General features: G+C 34.6%; 18 protein-coding genes and 1 riboswitch. Of the genes, 4 read left to right on the top strand and 14 right to left on the bottom strand.

Features of this window, described 5'->3' with window-relative positions; all coding sequences use genetic code 11:
* Positions 1–27: 27 nt before the first annotated feature.
* A complete protein-coding gene (locus ACF3NF_RS05545) occupies positions 28–4,302 on the bottom strand; it encodes an acyl-CoA dehydratase activase-related protein (protein WP_394022524.1) in 4,275 nt (1,424 codons plus the stop codon).
* A 352-nt stretch (positions 4,303–4,654) separates the two neighbouring features.
* On the opposite strand from ACF3NF_RS05545, the gene ACF3NF_RS05540 reads away from it, so the two are divergent.
* Positions 4,655–6,031 carry an MFS transporter gene (locus ACF3NF_RS05540; protein WP_394022523.1) on the top strand — a complete coding sequence of 459 codons (1,377 nt, stop codon included), beginning with the start codon at positions 4,655–4,657 and terminating at the stop codon, positions 6,029–6,031.
* Between the two features lie 29 nt (positions 6,032–6,060).
* Here the strand turns inward: ACF3NF_RS05540 and ACF3NF_RS05535 are convergent, their stop codons facing one another.
* The 9 genes from ACF3NF_RS05535 to ald all read right to left on the bottom strand — a co-directional run bounded on the left by ACF3NF_RS05535 (position 6,061) and on the right by ald (position 14,318).
* Complete coding sequence (locus ACF3NF_RS05535; protein WP_394022522.1) at positions 6,061–6,672, bottom strand: isochorismatase family protein; 612 nt, start codon at positions 6,670–6,672, stop codon at positions 6,061–6,063.
* A gap of 20 nt (positions 6,673–6,692) precedes the next feature.
* Positions 6,693–7,340 carry a metal-dependent transcriptional regulator gene (locus ACF3NF_RS05530; protein WP_262121581.1) on the bottom strand — a complete coding sequence of 216 codons (648 nt, stop codon included), beginning with the start codon at positions 7,338–7,340 and terminating at the stop codon, positions 6,693–6,695.
* Positions 7,291–8,208, bottom strand: coding sequence for a metal ABC transporter permease (locus ACF3NF_RS05525; RefSeq protein ID WP_262121579.1), 918 nt, complete (start codon positions 8,206–8,208; stop codon positions 7,291–7,293). Before ACF3NF_RS05525 ends, ACF3NF_RS05530 begins: the two co-directional genes overlap by 50 nt.
* Positions 8,205–9,062, bottom strand: a complete 858-nt coding sequence (locus ACF3NF_RS05520; protein WP_262121576.1) for a metal ABC transporter permease — start codon at positions 9,060–9,062, stop codon at positions 8,205–8,207. The genes ACF3NF_RS05525 and ACF3NF_RS05520 overlap by 4 nt, the downstream gene beginning before the upstream one ends.
* A gap of 2 nt (positions 9,063–9,064) precedes the next feature.
* Positions 9,065–9,772, bottom strand: coding sequence for a metal ABC transporter ATP-binding protein (locus ACF3NF_RS05515; protein WP_262121574.1), 708 nt, complete (start codon positions 9,770–9,772; stop codon positions 9,065–9,067).
* Between the two features lie 7 nt (positions 9,773–9,779).
* Positions 9,780–10,757 carry a metal ABC transporter solute-binding protein, Zn/Mn family gene (locus ACF3NF_RS05510; RefSeq protein WP_262121572.1) on the bottom strand — a complete coding sequence of 326 codons (978 nt, stop codon included), beginning with the start codon at positions 10,755–10,757 and terminating at the stop codon, positions 9,780–9,782.
* A gap of 111 nt (positions 10,758–10,868) precedes the next feature.
* Positions 10,869–11,792: a TIGR01212 family radical SAM protein gene (locus ACF3NF_RS05505; protein ID WP_262121571.1), complete on the bottom strand. Its 924-nt coding sequence runs from the start codon at positions 11,790–11,792 to the stop codon at positions 10,869–10,871.
* Between the two features lie 14 nt (positions 11,793–11,806).
* Positions 11,807–12,943: an alanine/glycine:cation symporter family protein gene (locus ACF3NF_RS05500; protein WP_394022521.1), complete on the bottom strand. Its 1,137-nt coding sequence runs from the start codon at positions 12,941–12,943 to the stop codon at positions 11,807–11,809.
* A gap of 259 nt (positions 12,944–13,202) precedes the next feature.
* Positions 13,203–14,318, bottom strand: a complete 1,116-nt coding sequence (gene ald / locus ACF3NF_RS05495) for an alanine dehydrogenase (protein WP_394022520.1) — start codon at positions 14,316–14,318, stop codon at positions 13,203–13,205.
* A 283-nt stretch (positions 14,319–14,601) separates the two neighbouring features.
* On the opposite strand from ald, the gene ACF3NF_RS05490 reads away from it, so the two are divergent.
* Entirely contained in the window at positions 14,602–15,429 is an 828-nt protein-coding gene (locus tag ACF3NF_RS05490) for a Cof-type HAD-IIB family hydrolase (RefSeq protein WP_394022519.1), read from the top strand.
* A 28-nt stretch (positions 15,430–15,457) separates the two neighbouring features.
* Here ACF3NF_RS05490 and ACF3NF_RS05485 read toward each other — a convergent pair whose 3' ends face one another.
* Positions 15,458–15,985 (bottom strand): hypothetical protein, encoded by a 528-nt coding sequence (locus tag ACF3NF_RS05485; protein ID WP_394022518.1) that lies wholly within the window; start codon positions 15,983–15,985, stop codon positions 15,458–15,460.
* A 101-nt stretch (positions 15,986–16,086) separates the two neighbouring features.
* On the opposite strand from ACF3NF_RS05485, the gene ACF3NF_RS05480 reads away from it, so the two are divergent.
* A complete protein-coding gene (locus ACF3NF_RS05480) occupies positions 16,087–16,653 on the top strand; it encodes a DUF3783 domain-containing protein (protein WP_394022517.1) in 567 nt (188 codons plus the stop codon).
* Positions 16,654–16,666: 13 nt separating this feature from the next.
* Here the strand turns inward: ACF3NF_RS05480 and ACF3NF_RS05475 are convergent, their stop codons facing one another.
* A complete protein-coding gene (locus ACF3NF_RS05475; RefSeq protein WP_394022516.1) occupies positions 16,667–17,845 on the bottom strand; it encodes a cation:proton antiporter in 1,179 nt (392 codons plus the stop codon).
* Positions 17,846–17,889: 44 nt separating this feature from the next.
* Positions 17,890–17,961, bottom strand: a riboswitch (Fluoride riboswitch).
* A 114-nt stretch (positions 17,962–18,075) separates the two neighbouring features.
* Here ACF3NF_RS05475 and ACF3NF_RS05470 point away from each other — a divergent pair.
* Positions 18,076–19,215, top strand: a complete 1,140-nt coding sequence (locus ACF3NF_RS05470; RefSeq protein WP_394022515.1) for a CD0519/CD1768 family membrane protein — start codon at positions 18,076–18,078, stop codon at positions 19,213–19,215.
* A 189-nt stretch (positions 19,216–19,404) separates the two neighbouring features.
* Here ACF3NF_RS05470 and ACF3NF_RS05465 read toward each other — a convergent pair whose 3' ends face one another.
* Complete coding sequence (locus ACF3NF_RS05465) at positions 19,405–19,989, bottom strand: ribonuclease H1 domain-containing protein (RefSeq protein ID WP_394022514.1); 585 nt, start codon at positions 19,987–19,989, stop codon at positions 19,405–19,407.
* Positions 19,986–21,437, bottom strand: a complete 1,452-nt coding sequence (locus ACF3NF_RS05460; RefSeq protein ID WP_394022513.1) for an alpha-amylase — start codon at positions 21,435–21,437, stop codon at positions 19,986–19,988. The genes ACF3NF_RS05465 and ACF3NF_RS05460 overlap by 4 nt, the downstream gene beginning before the upstream one ends.
* Between the last annotated feature and the right edge of the window lie 7 nt (positions 21,438–21,444).

The following is a 21,444-nucleotide window of genomic DNA, read 5'->3' as shown; positions in this document are numbered from 1 at the left end:
AAGAGAGAATTTATTCTCTCTTTTTGCTTATAATTCTTTTGCTAATTCTTTTTGCTTTAGAGCATCGCGGGCCTGACTCATCATTAGTTTTACACGGTTGATTTGGTTTACCTCGCTTGCTCCTGGGTCATAGTCGATTGCTACAATATTCGCCTGAGGATATTCTTCTCTAATTTTTTTCATAACACCTTTTCCAGTTATATGATTTGGAAGACAACCAAATGGTTGGATGCAGACAATATTTGGTGCATCAGCATGAATTAGCTCTATCATTTCCCCAGCAAGTAGCCAACCTTCACCAGCTTGGTTTCCAAGACTTGTCACATCTTTTGCATATTCTGCAATTTGGTCGATGTATTCTGGCTCATCAAATCTATTTGACTCACGGAGAGCCTTTCTAACTGGTTTTCTGTATTGTTCGACAATAGCAATTCCTATTTTTCCAACGCTTGCAGTCATTTTGCTTTTGCCATAAAGTTCTGCCTTAAGTTCTGTGTTTTTCATGCAATACATAAAAAAGTCTGTCAGGTCTGGGAGGATTACTTCTGCTCCTTCTGATTCTAGGACTTTTTGTAAATTGTTATTAGCCTCTGGCAAGAATTTCACTAGAATTTCTCCAACAATACCCGCTTTTGGAATTTTGATGTCCTTTACTGGTAAATTGTCAAAATCATCTACAATTTCTTTAACAACTTTTTTGTACTCCCTATCATTCATAGTTGGAGCGCTCGATTCTAGGCGGCTAATCCATTCTTCTTTTAATTTATCAGTTGCACCCTTTTCCACTTCATAAGGCCTTGTTGCATTGGAAACTCGATTTATCAAATCACCAAGAATTATTGCCCTGATTCCTCTTTTTAAAAATGGTATTGTAGATGGCTTTCTTAAATCAAGACCTGAGTTTGTTTCAATGCCTTGGGCAGAAATTGCAATTACTGGAATATTTGGATATCCAGCATCTCGAAGACCTTTTCTAATGTAACCAACATAGTTACTTGCTCTGCAGGCCCCACCTGTTTGGGTCATTACGATTGCAAGTTTATCTGTGTCATATCTGCCAGAATTAACAGCCTCCATAAATTGACCTACAACTGTAATTGATGGGTAGCAGGAGTCGTTATTTACATATTTTAGCCCTTGGTCAAGGACTTTGTCATTTACTGTATCTAAAAATTCGATATTCATTCCATAGTGGTGGAAAACTGGGCCTAGGATTCTAAAATGCTCTCTTGCCATTTGTGGAGCAAGAATTGTGTAGCCTTCCTCTACCATTTTTTTAGTAAATTCTGGGGTTTCATAATCTAGGCGGTCTAAATCTTTTTTAAATTCGATGCCCTCCATTTTCTTTTGGTTTAAGGCTTGAAGTAAAGACCTGATTCTTATTTTTATTGCACCAAGATTTGAAACTTCATCTATTTTAAGTAATGTATAAATTTTGCCGTGAGCTTCAAGTAAGTCTTGGACTTGGTCAGTTGTTACCGCATCAAGTCCACATCCAAAAGAGTTTAATTGGATTAATTGTAAATTTGGATTTTCTGCTACATATTCTGCAGCACGGTAAAGTCTTGCGTGATATGACCATTGGTCAAGGACACGGACTTTTGTATCTACATCTTCGATATTATAGGCAACTGCATCTTCAGAAATAACTGGAATATGCATAGATTCGATTAATTCTGGAATGCCGTGGTGAACTTCTGAGTCGATATGATATGGACGACCTGCAAGAACAATGGCATTTAGATTATTTGTATTTACATAATCAATTATTTCCTTGCCTCGGATCCTTATTTGATCGTGGTAATTTTGTAGTTCATTCCAAGCTGCCGCACTTGCGTTTTTAATTTCTTTTTTAGTAAGCTTGTTGCCATTATAATCATAGCCTTCAAATTCTTCAATGAGTCTATTTGTGATTATTTTTTCACTTTCTAGTGAAAGATATGGATTCATATATTTTTTGCCAGCTAAGGATTCCACATTATTTTTGATTACATCTGGATAACCTGATACAACTGGGCAATTCATGTGGTTTTGGGCCTTGTCAAATTGCTTGTATTCGTAAAAAATTGCTGGATAGAAAATCAAATCCAAATCATCTCTTGCTGCCAAGTCTTCGATATGGCCGTGGGCAAGTTTTGCTGGATAACAGGCAGTTTCTGATGAAATAGAAGAAATTCCTTTTTCATACATTTCCCTATCTGATTTGCCTGATAAAACAACATCAAAACCTAATGATGTAAAGAATTTGTGCCAGAATGGATAGTCTTCGTACATATTTAATACACGTGGCAAGCCAACCTTGCCCATACGAGCGGCATCTCCCAAAGTTTTTCTATTAAATAGCAGGTCATTTTTAAACTTGTACATATTTAAATCTGCCATTGTTTCTTCTTTTTTAACCCCGGCACCGCGTTCACACCTATTGCCGGTTACATATCTAGTACCATCTGGGAAAACATTGATGATTAAAGCACAGTTGTTGGTGCACAAACCACATCTTGCATTTTTTTGCTCATAAGTAAAGTTTTCTAGTTCTGAAATATCAGATAAGCTTGATTGGCCAGTTGAATTATCACGAGAAATTAGGGCCATACCCATAGCACCCATAAGTCCTGCAATTTCAGGGCGGGTTGTTTTTCTGCCTGTGATATTTTCAAAGGCTCTTAAAATTGCATCACCGTAGAAGGTTCCTCCTTGGACAACTATATTGTCTCCAAGAGATTTCGGGTCGCGGACTTTGATTACCTTTTGGATAGCATTTTTAATTACAGAATAGCAAAGACCTGCTGCAATGTCAGCTACTTCTGAGCCTTCTTTTTGGGCTTGTTTTACCTTTGAGTTCATAAAAACTGTACAACGGCTACCAAGATCTGCTGGTTCTTTTGAAAATAGTGCTTTTTCTTGGAATTCTGCTGCAGACATACCTACACTTGCTGCAAAGGTTGATAAAAATGACCCGCATCCTGAAGAACAAGCTTCATTTAGCTGGATAGAATCAATAATGCCATCTCTGATATGCATGGCTTTCATATCTTGGCCACCAATGTCTAGAATAAAATCAACATCTGGATTGAAAAATTTTGCAGCTCTATAGTGGGCAATGGTTTCTACTTCTCCATTGTCAACATGAAGGGCATTTTTTATAAAATCTTCCCCATAACCGCAAATACCAGATGAGGCTATGTATGCCTTAGGATTTTTCTTAGCATATGCATCTTTTAGCATATTTATAACAACTTGAAGAGGACGACCTAGGTTCATCCTGTAATCTTCATGGATAATATGTGCATCTTCTGTAATCCACACCATTTTGCTTGTGGTAGATCCAGCATCGATGCCGACATATATAGGTCCCTCATATGTAGATATATCTTGGTAAATTACTTCATCTGTTTTATGGTCTTTGACAAAGTTCTCGTGCTCTTCTTCTCTTGTAAATAGAGGTTCGAGTTTTTTTGTCATTTCCATGTCTTCAGGAGCGTCTTTTTCTAATTCTTTTATCAAAGTACTGTAAAGTACATAATCGTCATTCTCAGCTGAAAGGATAGCTGCACCCTTTGCTACGTAAAGTTGGGCATCTTCAGGGGTTGTGAAAGTGTTGCCATCTTGGCCTAAGGTTTCGACAAATCTATTGCGAAGTGCTGGCAAGAAGTGCAGTGGTCCACCTAAAAATGTAACATTGCCTCGGATAGGTCTCCCGCAGGCAAGATTTGAAATAGTTTGGTTAACAACTGATTGAAAAACTGAAATTGCAATATCTTCACGACTTGCTCCTTGGTTCATCAAGGCTTGGATGTCAGTTTTTGCAAAAACACCACAACGGCTGGCAATTGGGTAGATTTTCTTATAATTTTGGCTTAAATCATTGAGGCCTGAAGCATCAGTATCTAAGAGTGCCGCCATTTGGTCAATAAACGCACCAGTACCGCCTGCACAAATAGAATTCATTCTTTGCTCAACCGACCCTGATAAGTATGTAATCTTAGAATCTTCCCCGCCTAGCTCAATAACCACATCCGTTTCCGGAATAAATTTCCTAATTGCAGCGGTTTCTGCAATAACCTCTTGGACAAAATTGATGCCCATATATTTTTCTAGAAACATCCCGCCAGATCCAGTTACATTTATAGTTATATAATCATCCTTAAACTGTTCATAGGCTTCAGTTAAAACATCCTTTACAGTTTCTTTGACATCAGATTTGTGTCTTCTATATACTTGGTGAATGGTATTAAAATTCTCATCAGTGATGACAATTTTTACAGTAGTAGACCCTACATCAAGTCCCATATGTAAATTCATAATACGCCTTTCTTATTCTAATCTATATTAAAAATTAATCTATATATTAACTCTATTTCTTATTTGATTAACACTTATATTTTACCCCATATTTAAAATTAAATACAAGTAAAAAACTAGGAATAGTTCGCTTATGATATTTTTATATTTTAACTTTGATAATTCAAATTAAAGGAATGTGTTTGGCGAAAAATACAAGCAAAGCAATAAATTTAATCAGTTAATACATATATTTTAATATCTTAGACAAGGTCTATTTAAATACTTAAGGATGGATTATTAAAACATTTTAGGGTAAGTTTTACTTAGGAAGAGGTATTTGCGATCAAATTTTAATTTCTAGGGAGATTTAATGGAAAATATAAAGAATCAAAGACCTTTTGGTAGTCGTGATGTTATAGGCTATATGTTTGGAGATATGGCTGGTAGTTTTGTAAGTCTGACTTTTGATGCATTTTACCTAATATTTGCTACATATGTACTTAAAATTGACCCTAAATTTATGTCGATGATGTATCTTTTTGTTAGATTTTATGATGCAGTTGATGACCCCCTTATCGGATCATTGCCAGATAGATTTAGATTGTCTGATAAGGAAAAGTTTAAGCCGTGGATTAAAATTTTTATGTGGCCGTTAGCTATTTCAATTATCCTAGGCTTTATAAATATAGACAAATGGAACTTAAACCAATCCATGAAGCACGTCTGGGTAACTCTTATATATCTTATCTATGGAATTAGCTATACAGGTACATCCATGCCCTATGGGGCTATGGCAAATCTTATTGCCACTAATCAAAAGGAAAAATCTCGCTTATCTGCTGCAAGATCAATCGGAGGTCTTATAATAGCCTTTATTGTTCTTGGCCTTGCCCCTATGATTATTTGGGATAAGAACAATAATCCCAATGAATTTGGTTATACAATAGTATCGGTAATTTGTGCTATAGGTTCAATTATTTCATATCTAATCTTAAATAAATTTACAATAGAGAGAAAATCTTATCATAAAGAAACTGATAAAAATGAAGATTATAATTTTTTCCAAACAATAAAAGAGGCTTTAAGCAACCGAAGCTTGGTTGGAATTATGATTGCCTCAATCGGATCTATGATTTGGATAACTGCCAATAACCAATTTGTAGGCTTTATGTTCAAAGAATTCTACAATAGGCCAAAGCTGCAGACCATCTCGATAGTAAGCCAACTACCAATCACAGTTTTATTATTTTTCATAGCTCCAAAATTAAGTGAAAGGTACGGTAAGCGAAAGACATTGACCTTATTTTTGATTGTGAATATGATCATATCTACATTTTTATTTCTATATCCCATAAAAGACCCAATAGTTTTTATATTGATAAACATATTTTCAAATATTGGTCAGGCCATGTTTATGATATTCGTATGGGCTTTTGTGGCAGATGCAATCGACTATCATGAATATAAGTTTAATAGTAGAAATGACGGGACACTTTATTCTGCTTACACATTTTCAAGAAAAATCGGCACAACCATAGCCTCAGCAGGAGCTACAGCAGCACTTGCATCCATAGGATTTGTATCTGGAGCTCCAAGGCAAAGTATAGCAGTAGCAAATAATATCCGCTACTTTGCTACCGCTATTCCAATCATATCTTGTTTGCTAGAGCTAGTCGGCATTAGGGTGATTTATCATCTAACAGAGGCTGATAGCGAAAAAATTACTAGACTGCTTGCCAAGGCATAAAAAATAAGCCCATATATGGGCTTATTTTATTATCTATTTCTCGCTTCTTTAACAAGTCCTGAAATAAATTTAAAGTTTGGATCTTTTGAGTCTCTTGCTAGGTCAAATAGGATTGTTTCTGTTTCTGTTCTTACTGCTCCCATTTCTCTTAGAGTTTTCAATGCTTCTTCTTTTTGGCTTTCTTTAAAGCTTGCTAGGGCATCTTTAGTTAAAAATACATTTATCCCTAAATTTAATAGACTTCTTGTTGTTTGGTAAACACAGATGTGAGCTTCAGCTCCTGTTATTACAACTTTTTTAATATCATTTTGTTCTATAAATTCTAAAACTTCAGCTATTGCTGCATCAAATATAGTTTTTTCGAAAATATTATCTTTGTTTATTTTTTCTAAAATTCTATCATCTGTATTGCCAAGCCCCTTTGGATATTGTTCGGTTGCAATGATTGGCATTTGGTATTTATTAAAGGCTTCGATTAATATAAGAGTATTTAGTATTGCCTCTTCTCCATTTTCTAGGGCTTTCATTAATCTTGGTTGTTCATCTACAATTAACAAAAGTGTGTTTTTTTTATTGCTATAAATGCCGCTTTCTTCATCAAAAGAATTTACAAAATATTTGTCATCTAATTTTCTTTGCATAAGTCCCTTTCTATTTAAATCTAAACTTCTTTTAGGTAAATATCGCCACATGCCTTTGGTGATATTCTTTTTTCAATTGAATCTATCCTAATTATAGCTGTTTTGTCAAAGTTATCAAAGTCAATAAACTGAATTTTATCAGCTATGTTTATCCCCATTGATTCGCAGTAGGTTAACAAATCTTTGTCATCCCTAATTCTTCTGATTATATATGCTTTACCTGGAATTGCCTCACTCATTTTTAATAGGTCTTTGGGAGTTTCTTCATTGTTTATAAAAATTATTGACCCATGCGGGCAATAGTCTGGATAGCCTAGGTAGGCATTTAGCTTATCTAGGAGATCATCATTAGTTACTGACTGGAGATCATTTGCGATTGGATGGATATCTTTCCAGGAAAATCCCAGTTCATTTTCTAGGAAATATTCCCAGAGTCTGTGCTTGGATAGGAGTTTTTTAGTTACTTTTATCCCTTCTTCTGTCAGCTGATTTTCTTTATCATCTGTTACCAGGCCTTCTTTTTTCAATTTTTTTAGCATTTCTGTAACAGAAGGTGGGGCTAGGTTTAGGTGGGTTGATATTGATTTATTGGTAACCTTCTCTCCCTCACCCATTAGCTTAAATATGGTGATTAAGTAGTCTTCCTTCTGTGGATTCAAATTGGTCATCTCTTGCTTTTTCCTTATCATCATCTTTGTTGCTTGCTTTATTAGAAGTATACTTCTTTAGGATAAGCATAGCTAGATAAATAAGCATATTACAAGTTGCAACCGCCCCAGCAATTGAAACATTTAGCTTAAGGGCTAGGGCAAAACCGACTATTGAATTTATAGTTGCTATTAGGGCTGTCGATAGGAGGCTTGTTTTAAGGCTCTTGGCAAAAGCTAGGGCTGTGGCAGATGGGGCTATAAAAAATGAAATCACAAGTATAGCACCTACACTATCGAAGGACACAACCGCCGCTACTGATGTCAAAGTCATCAAAAGATAGAAAATAGCTGTTGTAGGTATTCCTATTAGATAGGCAAATTCCCTATCGAAGGTCGAAATCTTAAGCTTTTTGTATTGACTTATGATAAATACTAAGATTAAAGCCAAGAGGATAAGCCCGTATAAAACTGCTTTAGAAATTTCAATCCCAAAGACAGTAGTTTTAACAAGTGAAGAAAACAAGACTTCTCCCATCAAAACCACATCTAAGTCCAAATGGACATTTCTAAAAAATTTGCTGATAAGTATGACAGCTAGAGCAAAAAGTACTGGAAATACCATGCCTATGGCATCGTCATATTTACTAATTCCTTTGTTACCTATTGTTTCTATTAAATACACTGTCAAAAGTCCCATCAGTGATGCCCCAACTATTAAAACTGGACTATCTAAGTCTTGTACTATAAAAAATGCTAAGACTATGCCCAAAAGTACTGTGTGGCTGATGGCATCTGTTAGCATCGATAAATTTCTAAGGACTAGAAAAACACCCAGCAGAGAGCAAGAAATTGCTGTTAATATTAAAACTATAAGGGAATTTGTCATATTCTCGCTCCTTTCTGAGTGATTTTTGTAATAACTATAACAAGTAGCGCAATCATTCCCTGAAACAAGATTATAGTAGGTCCTGTTGAAAATCCAGGAAAGATGGTAGAGATTACACAACCTGCAAGGGAAGCAATCGTTGATAAAAGAGCTGATAGGGCCATTACTCCCATAAATTCATTGGTTAAATAACTTGCTGTAATAGTTGGGATTATAAGTAGTGAACTAATGAGGATTACCCCCACTGCCTTAATGCCAACCCCTATCACAAGTATTGTCATAAATAATATCAAGTAATCTAATAATTTTTGTTTAACTCCTATCATATAGGAAAACTCATTATCAAATAAATAAGCTTTTATATCTCTAAAGTTTATAGCAACTATTACTAGACATATGATTGTGGCTATAAGTAATAAGTCTATGTCACGCCTTAGTAGATAAGCTGCTTGGCCAAATATATAGTTATCTAGTCCTGCTCTAGCTGAGCCACTATAGCTGGGATTGCCTTGGATAAAGGACTTTAAGACTAGTCCTAGACCAAAAAATCCAGATAAGAATATTGCCATATTGGCATCTGCTCCTATCTTGCTGTTTTTTGTGCAATAGTGGATCAAAAAATACGATAGGGCTGCTGTTGCCATAGCTCCTATAAGCAAAATAGCTGGGTCTCTTTGGCGTGTTATCATAAAGGCAAGGACTATGCCAGGTAGAGTTGAGTGGCCTAGGGCATCTCCTATTAGGGATTGGTTTTTATAGACATTGATAGTACCAATTATGCTAGCTACTATAGCAAGCAAAACTGTTCCTATAAGGACTATTTGAAAAGAATACATCGATAATAATTCTCTCATGCCTACCCCCTAAAGCCCTTGTTAATTTCAACATCTATATCATCTTTGTATAAGCTACCAGAATATTTGACATCCTTGTTTAGGACAACTACATTATCAAAATACTTATCCAAGGTGTAAATATTGTGGTGGACAGCTATAACAGTCTTGCCTAAGTCCTCCAATCTCTTAAACTCATCGGCTATGATGTCCTCAGTTTTTATATCAACGCCCGTTAGTGGTTCATCTAATATATATAAGTCGACATCTTGGGCAAGGGCACGGGCCAGAAAGACCCTCTGCTTTTGCCCGCCAGATAGGTTGTTGATCTGCCTATCTGACAAATCTCTGATGCCCATTTCATTAAGGGCGGCCTGTACCTTGTCCTTGTCTCTATCAGAGGGAGAGCTGAATTTTTTTATATAAGGGTAGCGGCCCATCATGACTACATCATAAACTGTGGTAGGAAAATTCCAATTGACACTATCTTTTTGGGGTACATAGGCTATATTGGTCTTGACTTCCTCTAAGGGCTTGCCAAAAATCTTTACTTCTCCCCTATCTTTTTTGATTAAGTTTAAAATCGCCTTGATTAGAGTAGATTTGCCTGCCCCGTTGGCTCCAATGATGGCTGTTCTAGTGTTAATTGGAATTTGTAAATTTACTTTTTCTAAGACTAAATTATCCCCGTATGAGACATTTAAGTCCTTAACTTTAATTGCATATTCCATAGCTCACCTACTTTAGATTATCTACAATGAGGTCGACATTGTGTTTGTACATATCTATAAAATTGTCGCCAGCTTCACCTGGATCTGCTAGGGAATCTGATAAAAGTTCTTTGCCATGTCCACTTATTACTTCGGTTTCAAAACCCTTAGATTTTACAATATCTTTAAGTTTTTCCATTCTTTCAGGATTGGTAGTTGATTCTGCAAATATAGCTTTGACTTTCTTATCGGCGATGAAGTCTGCTGTACTTTCTAGGTCTTTGTTGGCTACTTCTGAATCTGTACTGACCCCTTGAGGAGCCAAAACTTCCATATCGTAGCTTCTAGCAAAGTAGTTGAAGGCATCATGTGGGGTGATTAGATACCTTTGACCAGCAGGTATTTCTTCTATTCTGTCAGTTATATACGCGTCCAGATCTTCTAACTCATTTAGGTATTTATCAAGATTTTCATCGATTAGGCCAATCATTTCACTATCATCAGCATAAAGTTCTTTTAGTTTGTTTGCTGCATTTTTAAAAGCCTCAGCATAAAGGTCTAGGTCAAACCAGAAATGAGGGTCTTCTACCATACTAGAATCATCTTCTGCATCTTCCATTTCACCTATATCATTTTTGTCAAAAGTTTCAGTTACAGCATAGCCTACCCCTTCTAAGGCATCTACCATCTTTCCTTCAAAGTGGATACCATGGTATAAAACTAGATCTGCTTCTGTAATTTTGTTGAAATCTTCTGGCTTTGGTACGTAAATATGTGGGTCCTCACCGGCTGGGATTATTAGTTCAATATTTGCTTTATCGTTTCCAATTAGCTCATGGACCATATCTTCTATAAAAGTTGTTGTAACTGTGATAGTTTTCTTATTATCATCCTTACTTTCTACTTCATTTTTACTGACATTTTCAGTTTCGCTTACTTCTTTGTTAGCACTACATGCTGTAAAGCTTAGCAATGCAATCATAAATAATAATATTTTTTTGTACATTAAGCCCTCCTTAAATTATTTTAAGAGTATTATAATACTTTATTTCTAATTTGTAAAGTATTATTTTAGGTGCACCTAATTATTAAATGAAAAAAAAGAAACTTATCTAGTTTAACTAAATAAGTCCCCTTGACTAAAATCTTTAGCTTTCATAATCTTATCTATTGTCGATAGCACTGCCGCCTTATTCTTTGACCAATCTGGGTAAGCTATATTTTGCTTTATACCATCCCCTGTTAGCCTATTTACTACTGTGTTAGGATTTAGATGCCTAAGCATTTTTACGACTGTATTAGCATAACCATCCTTACTCATGGTATATTCTATTTTATTTTTTTCGTAATAGTATTTTAAGTAGCTGTCATTTTCTATATACAAATTGTGAATTTTGACTCCCCAAAAGTTTTTTTGGTTTATATATAAAATATTATTTATATAGTCAGCTTCATTTTCATTTGGAAATCCTACTATGATATGGGCAATTGCTTTTATAGCTAATCTATTTAATTTATCTACTCCTTGGTCAAATGTTCTGTGGTCATAGCCTCGGTTTATAAATTCTAAAGTCTTTTCATTTACGCTTTGCATACCTAGTTCTACTGTAAGGTCTGTAATCTGATTTAATTGATCTAGCAAATTTAAAACTTCATCAGGCAAGCAGTCTGCTCTTGTTGCTATTGATAAACCTACAACATCTGGTTCATTTATGGCCGCAAAGAACATTTCTCGCATATGTTCAATATCACCATAAGTATTGGTAAAATTTTGAAAATATGCTATATAGGCTTCTTCTCGACCTGGTTTTGATAGCTTATTTTTTTGAAAAGCTATTTGATTTTTAATAGCCCCTGCTGATTTATAAGTCCATTCTCCTGCACCATTGTCTGAGCAATAGATACAGCCTTTAAATGACAAACTCCCATCTCGATTGGGACAGGTAAAGCCGCCATCGAGTGGGAGTTTAATAATTTTTTTATTGTATTTAATTTTATAATAAGTATCTAAATCCCTATATCTTTTTTTATTAAGCTCCATAGGGAGACTATACCCTAGTTGTCATAATCGTATTCTTCAAATACTTGATTTTCTTTTTTCTTACGTTTTTCAAATACTGCACCCCAGTGGTTATCAAAGGTCCAATTGTAATTACCGAGTTTGCCAGTATCTTTATAGTTTTTATTAAAGTCGCGTACAAGCCATACTAACTGCTTTGAAAGTAATATCAAACCAATAAAGTTTGGTACTACCATCAGAGCATTAGCCACATCTGAGATTGACCATACAAATTTAAGTCCACCTAGAGATCCTATCACTGAAAATATAATATAGATTGCTTTATATATATTACGTATGGCTTTTGATTTAGTAATATAAGATATACATTTATCTCCATAGTAATACCAAGAAACTAAAGTTGTAAATGCAAAGAACATTAGGCCTATACTTACAAGCATTTCTCCACCTACTGGCAAGGCTTTTTCAAAAGCTGCTGCTGTTAATTTATTTGCATCTACATTTGCATCTGACCATAATCCTGAACAAATAATTACTAGTGCTGTCATAGTACAGATTAAAATTGAAGATACAAATACTTCAATAGCTCCCCACATACCTTGACGAACAGGGTGGTCTGTGTGTGCTGCGGCGTGCGCCATTGGTGCAGAACCTAGTCCTGCTTCATTTGAGAAAATACCTCTTGCAAGCCCGTGGCGGATAGTAATTAGTACAGTAGCACCTGCAAATCCTCCAACTGCTGCGGTTGGTTGAAAAGCATCCCTTACTATGTATCCAAGGGTTGGAAGTAATTCATTTCTATAAATTACTAAAATAACTATTGTTGCACCAAGATATAAAACACTCATTAGTGGAACAACTTTTTCTGCAAAGGCTCCGATTCTTTTGATACCACCAATAATGATAACTATCATAAGAATCATAATAACAATTCCTATTATCCTAAGATCTATACCTGTAATAGTATGGATAGAGTTTGCCATAGCATTAGTTTGAACTAGAGATCCTGTACCAAGAATGGCAATAGCTCCAAAAACAGAAAATAAAATTGCAAGCCATCTCATATTAAGTCCATTTTCTAGATAGTACATAGGACCACCAGAAAATTCTCCGATTTCATCTTTTTCACGGGTAGCAACTGCTAAAGTAATCTCTGAAAATTTCGTAGTCATATTTGCCAAAGGTATTTTTAAATATATAGCCAGAGTTTTTAAAAACCCAGGCTCGAGTTTTATAGATTAGAAGTAATCCGCCTAAAAGCATGACTATAATCACAGGGATAACCCATAGAAAGTCACTTAGCGAACCTACAAGCTCGATAAACGTTTTCATATTTCTTCAAAGAATTTTATTAATATTTTATTTATAGCTATTTAGCACAAAAGACACGCTTCTTGCGTGTCTTTTTATATGCTAAATCTTTTTCTAATATTATTTATCTAGTCCAAGATCTTTGTATTCGTAACCAAGGTCATCAGCAACACCTTCAAGTGTTACATATCCATCGTGTGTGTTGATCCCTGGGATTAGTTCTGGGAATTTTTTAGCTGCTTCAAGCGCACCTAAGTTTGCGATTTGTACACCGTATCTTGTTGTAGCGTTTGATAATGCATATGTTGATGTAAGTGCAGCTGCTCCTGGCATGTTTGCTACTGAGTAGTGAATTACATCGTGTTCTACGAATGTTGGTTCATCGTGTGTTGTTGGGTGACCTTTTGTAAGGTCTGTAGAACCACCTTGGTCGATAGCAACGTCTACGATTACAGAACCTGCTTCCATTTCTTCAACCATGTATTCTTTTACTAGTTGTGGAGCTTTACGTCCTGGGATAAGTACTGTAGAAACTACTAAGTCAGCATCTTTAACTGCTTTTTCTATGTTTAGTGGGTTTGAGTATTCTGTTTCAATTTTTGAACCGTGAATTTCTTCAAGTCTAGCAAGAGCTTCTACATTTACATCAAGAACTTTTACTCTAGCTCCCATACCTACGGCAATTTTTGTAGCTGCAGATCCTACTGTACCTGCACCGATAACTACTACGTATGCTGGAGCTACTCCAGGAACACCGTTTAATAATTTACCTTTACCACCATTTGTTTTTAATAAGAACTTAGCACCTTCTTGAACAGCCATTCTACCAGCTACTTCACTCATTGGTTTTAGAAGTGGAAGTAAGCGACCTTTTTGAACTGTTTCAAATGCAATACCTGTTACTTTTTTTTCTACTAAGTGTTTTGTTAATTCTGGGTCAGCTGATAAGTGTAGGTATGTGTAGATGATTTGACCTTCTTTGAAATATTTGTATTCGCTTTCAATTGGTTCTTTAACTTTGTAGATCAATTCAGCTTTTTCCCAAACTTCTTCAGCTGTGTCTAGGATTGTTGCTCCTGCTTCTACGAATTCTTCATCTGTAATACCAGAACCTAGTCCTGCACCTTTTTGTACATAAACTTCGTGATTGTTTTTAACGAATTCTGATACTGCTCCTGGTGTTGCAGAAACACGGTTTTCGTTATTTTTAATCTCTGTAGGTACTCCAATAATCATAAAATTTCCTCCTATATATTCGCAAAAATACAGATACAAATCGCAATTTTTTTCTTTTGTATCTCTATGTATATTATAAATCGTTTGCAAATCGTTGTCAAACATTTATTTCAAAAAATCTAAATTAACTTTTTATATGCGATAATTTAGCCAATACTATAAAATAATTTTTTTAGGAAATAGTATTCATATGTAAAGTTTTATTTACATAGAATTTACCATTTTTTATATATAGTCCAACTTTTACCATTTACTAAATTTAATAATATAATATAATAATTTTATGATTAAACTTATAACCATTGATGTGGATGGCACTTTGCTTACCCCACTAAAAAGATTAACAAAATCTAATATTATAGCCATTGAAAAAGCAAAAAAAGCAGGTGTTCATATAGCCTTGGCATCTGGCAGGCCATATTCAGGCATGCAACCCTTGGTTGAGAGGCTAAAATTAAATCAAGAGGGCAATTTTACCGTTTGCCAAAACGGATCTTACATTTTTGATAATTTTACCCACAAACCCCTATCTGGGACCTTTCAAAATCCTATTGATTTAAAAATAATTGATGATTTGCTAAAAAATTTTGATATTCAAATCTCAGCTATGGACCATGAAAGCTTTTATAGCCGCCATGTAAAGCCTAATATCTATACAAAAATAGATGCAAAAATCTCAAGACTTCCCCTACAAGTTATCCAATATGATGACTTTCCTGAAGATAAAACTTTTGGTAGGATTTTAATTATGGGTAGAAAATCTGAGATGGATAGGCTTTACAAAAATATGCCACAGGAATTGGTTGAAAACTATTATGCTGTAAGAACTGCTCCATTTTTAATAGAGGTTATGAACAAAAGCACAAACAAAGGCTATGCGATTTCCGTTATGGCCAAGGATCTTGGAGTTGGCCAAGAAGAAATAATGAGCATTGGCAATGAAAGAAATGATATACCTATGCTAGAGCAAGCAGGATTTGCAGTAGCCATGGCAAATGCAGTTCCAGAACTTAAAATCCATGCTGATTTTATAACTAAAAATAATTTACAATCTGGAGTTGCCTATGCTATTGAAAGGTTATTGGCTAATAATTTAGAAATATACAAATAAAAACTGCAAGAAATCCTTGCAGTTTTTTCTATAGTGCACCCTTATTTTTATCTTTTTCGTATTCGAATAATTCTTTTTCCTTAGAAATCTCGTAAGCAGCTTTTTTTCTTTCACTTTCAAGTCTTCTAATAATTGTTTGCATAGTTCGTTTTGCCTTAGTAATATCAAATTCTTTTAAACGCATATTTGTTCTAATTGCAATGTCAGAACCCTTGCCATTTGCAGAAGAAAATTCGCTCATTTTACTTGGTAGGGAAATTTTATTTGCTAATTTTTCATCAAATAACAAAATATTTGCATGAAAATCTAAAAGTGCTTGTTGGGCACGGTCGATGTTATTATTTACCGCACTAACTTTATTGCCTCTTAGCAAATTACCTAAGAAATTCCCTCTTAAGACTTGGTGTGATGAAAAATCATATTTGCCATTTATTTTACTTTCAGCTCTAGCCAATAGATTTTCAACATCCTTAGCTTGTCTTAGTAAATCTTCAACTTGATTTAATTTTAATTTATAATCTTCTCTTTCATATAAGTTTGTTGTCTTGATTGCCATATGTCCTCCATAATGATCTTACTTAATAGTACTTATACCCAAAAGGCTCATTTGTTTATCAATTAAATGATAAGTATAGTTAATATAAAAAGCGAGGTATTATGGCAAAAGTTTTATTATATAATATAGACGAGAATTATGATATGGAAAAATTTGAACTGCTAGCATTGAAAAACAAGGTTCAAATTATCCGTGCAGAAAAGAAAGATGTTGATCAGTATGTTGGATATCTAGTAGGTCATGAAGGCTATGAAAAAAGAGATGAGAAGCTTGAAGATGATCCAAGTCTTGATTTTCCTTTTATCCTATTTGAAAATTTTGATCGAGACCAATTGTTTGGATTCTTAGATGAAATGAGACAAGCTGGCCTAGCTATCCAACACAAAGCTGGGGAAACAGAAAATAACGTCAAATGGACCCTTAGAGAATTGCTAATAGAAAATGACCGTGAAGGCAAAATGATGGGCCTAATCCACAAAATAAATGGATTAGTAGAAAGGGCAGCAGAATTAAAAGAAAAACACGGCGAAGATAAAAAACTTGCAAAATTAATAGATGAAATGCAAGCCTATTTCGATGACTCAAGCCTATTTGAACTAGAGGTCGCTCAAAACTATTATTTAAAATTAGCTGATGAAGTAAAAAGAGTAGAAGAAGAAAATAATTAAGAGTTAGCATATGCTAACTCTTTTTTAATAGTTTTTTATATGTTTTATCAGTTAATATTGCACCTAAAGGTGCTGTAAGTAAAATAGCTATTACAGATACTGATAGGATTAAATTTCCACTTGCTAGTCCCATTTGTAGGGCAACTGGACCTATGGCTGCCTGAACAGTTGCCTTTGGTATATATGCAAGAGATGTAAAAAGTCTTTCTTTTTTATTTAAATTTGTTTTTATAAGTGATATATTTACTCCAAGCATTCTAAAAATTAGGCCAATTATAATTAAAATTACTGCCAAAAATCCTGCTTCTTTTACATAGGCCAAGTCCACAGAAATCCCAACTAATACAAATAATAGCAATTCAAATACCTTCCATAAGCGGTTGTATGAAAATAATAATTCATTGGCTAGTTTTGGATTCTCTTGATTTATAGCTATTCCTGCTGCCATAATTGATATTAAAGCAGCAAAGCCAATCTTAGTTTCAATTATTTTTTGTAATTCTAAGCTAAAAAATGCAATACTTATAAAAATCATTGCCTTATAAATCTCATTTATATCTATTTTTTCAAAGATAAATGCAAAAACTTTTCCAATTATAATCCCAAAAATTACGCCAGTTATAATTGAAATTGGAATATTTATAAAGCTCATAGCCGACAATTGTCCTCCAGTTTTTAAGGCCAAAAATGATGAGAAAAATACAATTACAAAAACATCATCAACACTTGAACCAGCCAAAATCATCTCAGGAATATTTTTATCTGCCCCATAACCCTCATCTATTAGTTTTATCATGCAAGGAACTACAATGGCAGGACTCACTGCAGCAAGGACTGCCGCCATAATTCCAGCATCAATCACGTTAAGATTAAAAAATCTTTGAGCAAGAAATATAATAGCAAGCATTTCAATAGTAGCTGGCAGAAAACTCAGTAAAATAGCTGGCCTGCCAACTTTTTTTAGCTTTTCAAAATTTAAAGTAAGTCCGGCTCGACTTAATATAACCACAAGGGCAATTTGCCTAAGGTCATTAGATAGATTAAAAATATTTTCACTAACCAAATTCATTTGATTCGGACTAATAATTATGCCTGCTATAAGCATACCAATGATAGGTGCTAGGCCAATTTTCTCAAAAATAAGGGCCATAAAAATCCCAAAGATAAAAATTATTGCAAAATCAGTTAACATATTTTCTCCTTATAAGATACCAATAAAAAAAGCTGGTGGCTCCTGCAAAAGCAGAAGTCATCAGCATGTAGCGGTTTTGAATTAATTCATGGAAGAACTTCATTTCCAATTCAACATTATTATACCAATTATTAGTTAAAAATCAAATTATATTTGACAACGTTTTCTTCTTCTCTTATAATTTAATTATATAGTAGTCTATTCAACTTATAGATTGTAAGGAGTATAACATGAATAAGAAATATGTAAAGAAGATTGGAGCAGAGAACCTGATATTTGTCCTGGTATTTTTTGGTATATTTGCTTCAATAGGTAGGGTAATGGGCGTTTCAAATATGATATCTACAATGATGAATAGTGCCTATGACTTGTTAATTAACACTTGCTTTTTTATAATGGCCATATCAGTTTTGACAGGTGCGCTTTCTGCAATTTTTTCAGAGTTTGGTTTTATATCTTTGATAGATTTACTTTTATCAAAAATTATGAAGCCTATCTATAATTTACCTGGCGCAGCATCTCTAGGTATTATAAATTGCTACTTATCTGATAACCCATCCATATTGCCTCTAGCCCACGAAGATAACTTTAAAGCTTTATTTAAAAAGTACCAGTTACCTTCTTTGACCAACCTAGGTACTTCATTTGGAATGGGTCTTATAGTTACTACAACTTTAGGATCTCTTCCTCTTGAAGGAGCAGGAAAAGCTGCTCTAATCGGTACTCTTGGAGCTTTTATAGGTTCTATTGCTAGTGTTAGGATTATGCAAATCTTTACTAAAAAAGCTTTTAATACTGATGAGATGGTAGAGGTAGAAAGTTTAAAAGATGTTCCTAAAAATACGAGAGTAACAAGGGATGGATCTATTGGCCGTAGATTTATTGAAGCCTTATTAGATGGTGGAAAAACTGGAGTAGACATGGGTCTTTCTATTATCCCTGGAGTAATTGGCATTTGTACTATGATAATGCTACTAACAAATTCAGCTGGAGCAAACGGAGTCTATACAGGTGCTGCCAGTGAAGGAGTACCTGTTTTACCATGGATTGGTGATAAGTTATCATTCATCTTAAATCCTTTATTTGGATTTACTCATTCAGAGTCTATAGCTGTCCCAATCACTGCTTTAGGATCTGCTGGAGCATCAATGGGACTAGCTAAAAACTTAGTAGCAGACAATCTTGCAACTGCAAATGATTTGGCAGTATTTACAGCTATTTGTATGTGTTGGTCAGGATATCTATCAACTCACGTTGCAATGATGGATGCCATAGATGCAAAAGAATTAACAGGACCTGCAATTTTATCTCACACAATCGGTGGAATTGTAGCAGGAGTATCAGCTCACTTAATTTTTACATTTTTATAATCGTGTAAATAATTTTAGTGGATAGAACACTGATTTTTCGAGATTTAGAAGATAACTTAATTTGAAAATTTAGTAAATCTGTAAGTAAGAAATAATTTGAGTACATATTTATAAGTTATAAACTAGTATATTATTTTTATATCCATATAAAAATATAAAAAATGGAGGGGATCAAATTCCTCTCCATTTTTACTGTATACCACAGGCTATTTTTGCCAAACTATCAGCCCTATCATTATATTTATCATTAGAATGTCCCTTTACTTTTACAAAGTCAATTCCAATATTTTTTCTAGCTTCATCTATAAATTTTTTGTAGGACTTGGTTAAATCATTATTTGTTTTCCAGTCTCCCGTAGCCCATGATGCTATGCCTTGATAATCGTGGTAGATTATTATTTGATTTTTTTTATCTTCTATAGCCTTTGCTATTGCAAGTTCGCTTGCTTTTACTTCACCCGCTACATTCCTGTGGGTATGGTATGAATCATCAAATGATTTCATCAACTCTATTTCTTCACCTTCTGTAATGTAAACTACTCCTGCCCCATAGACTTTTAATTTTTGATTGTAGGATCCGTCAACATAGGCTATTGCTGAGTTTGGACCAATTTCTATTTCTTCTTTAATCCCTGTCATAAATTCATTTGCATCTTCTAGGGTCTTAAAGGATTTGTAAATCGCTCCACTATATCCTTTTACTTCTTCTAAACAAGAATCCCAGGATGTGTATATCCCAGGATTTCTGCCTTTTTTTACTGCGTAATATTTCATAATGTTTCTTTGTTTACCCAATATGTTACTTGTCCTGGGCCAACTGTGAATACTCCGTTTCCGCCTTCATCTATTATAACATCTTCATTTTTTCCAGATAAGTCAACGTAGCTTGCTCCTGCTTCAGATTCTCCAACATGCATTTGTTTTTCCGCCATATCCTTAATGGAAATCAAAACTGCAAGTGGTTTGTGCTCAGCATCACCACGTCTTACCCATCCAATTACAGCTGGGTCATCAAAATAATCATCTTGATCGCCGTAATTGTAATTTTTGCGGACACTTATCATATTATTTATCATTTCTTCTAATGGATCGGTTTTTACCGGCCCACATAGACCATAGTAATCACCTGCAAAAATACAAGGATAGCCATCTTTTCTAAATAATATTAGTGCGTAGGCAATTTCTTTAAACCAATCTTCTACCCAAGATTCTAAGCCTTGGCCAGGTTGGCTGTCGTGGTTGTCTACAAAGGTTACAGCTTGCTCTGGGAAATCTTTTACGATTGTATTATCAAATATTTTTCTCATATCGTAATTGCCCATAGACTTGCTGGCTTCTTCCAAATGAAAATGTAAGGGCACATCAAATAAATCTACTTGGTAGGATGTGGATTCTAAATATTCTTCCATAGATTCTTTAGAGTATTGCCAAAATTCACCAAATAAATAGAAATTTTCAACGCCCTTTTCATCAATTATGTGGCAAGATAAGTCGTGGATGAATTCTTCTGATATGTGTTTTAGGGCATCGTATCGGAAGCCATCTACTTTTGTTTCATCAATAAACCAATCAGCCCATTTAAATAATTCTTCGCGTACTTCTGGGTGATTGTGGTCGATGTCATTGTTCATCAAATAATCAAAGTTGCCTTTTTCATTTGAAACATCATCATCCCAGTATTTGCCATCTCCAACTATCCTATAAACCGCAGATGTACCTGATAAATCATCATAGTCAACACCAGTAAAGTGATACCAGTGCCATTGCATTTCAGAATATTTGCCAGCTCGTCCTGGAAATGTAAAATGTGTCCAAGCTTCAATGTCATGGGCATCAGAAACATCTATTGTACGGTTGTTTTGATCGACCATAATCGCTTGGAATTTCTCTTTTTCATCTCCATTGCCCTTGTGATTTAAAACAACATCGGCATAGCATTTAATGCCTGCTTCATGGAGGGCATCTATTGCTTGGTGGAGCTCTTCTTTGGTGCCGTATTTGGTACGAATAGTTCCTTTTTGGTCAAACTCGCCCAAATCCCAAAGGTCATAGGCACCATAGCCAACATCCATATCTGATCCACCCTTTGTCATTGGTGGTAGCCAAAGATCATCTATACCATTTTCCTTTAATTTTTTTGCATTTTTTCTTAAATTTTTATAAAAACTGCCATCACCCCAAGTATCCCACTCGAAGGATTGCATCATGACTTCATTTGCCATAATTTTC

The organism is Anaerococcus martiniensis (assembly GCF_043187485.1).
GTDB classification, from domain to species: domain Bacteria; phylum Bacillota; class Clostridia; order Tissierellales; family Peptoniphilaceae; genus Anaerococcus; species Anaerococcus martiniensis.
Note: the sequence above shows the minus strand (reverse complement) of the source record. Positions and strands in the feature narration are given on the sequence as shown.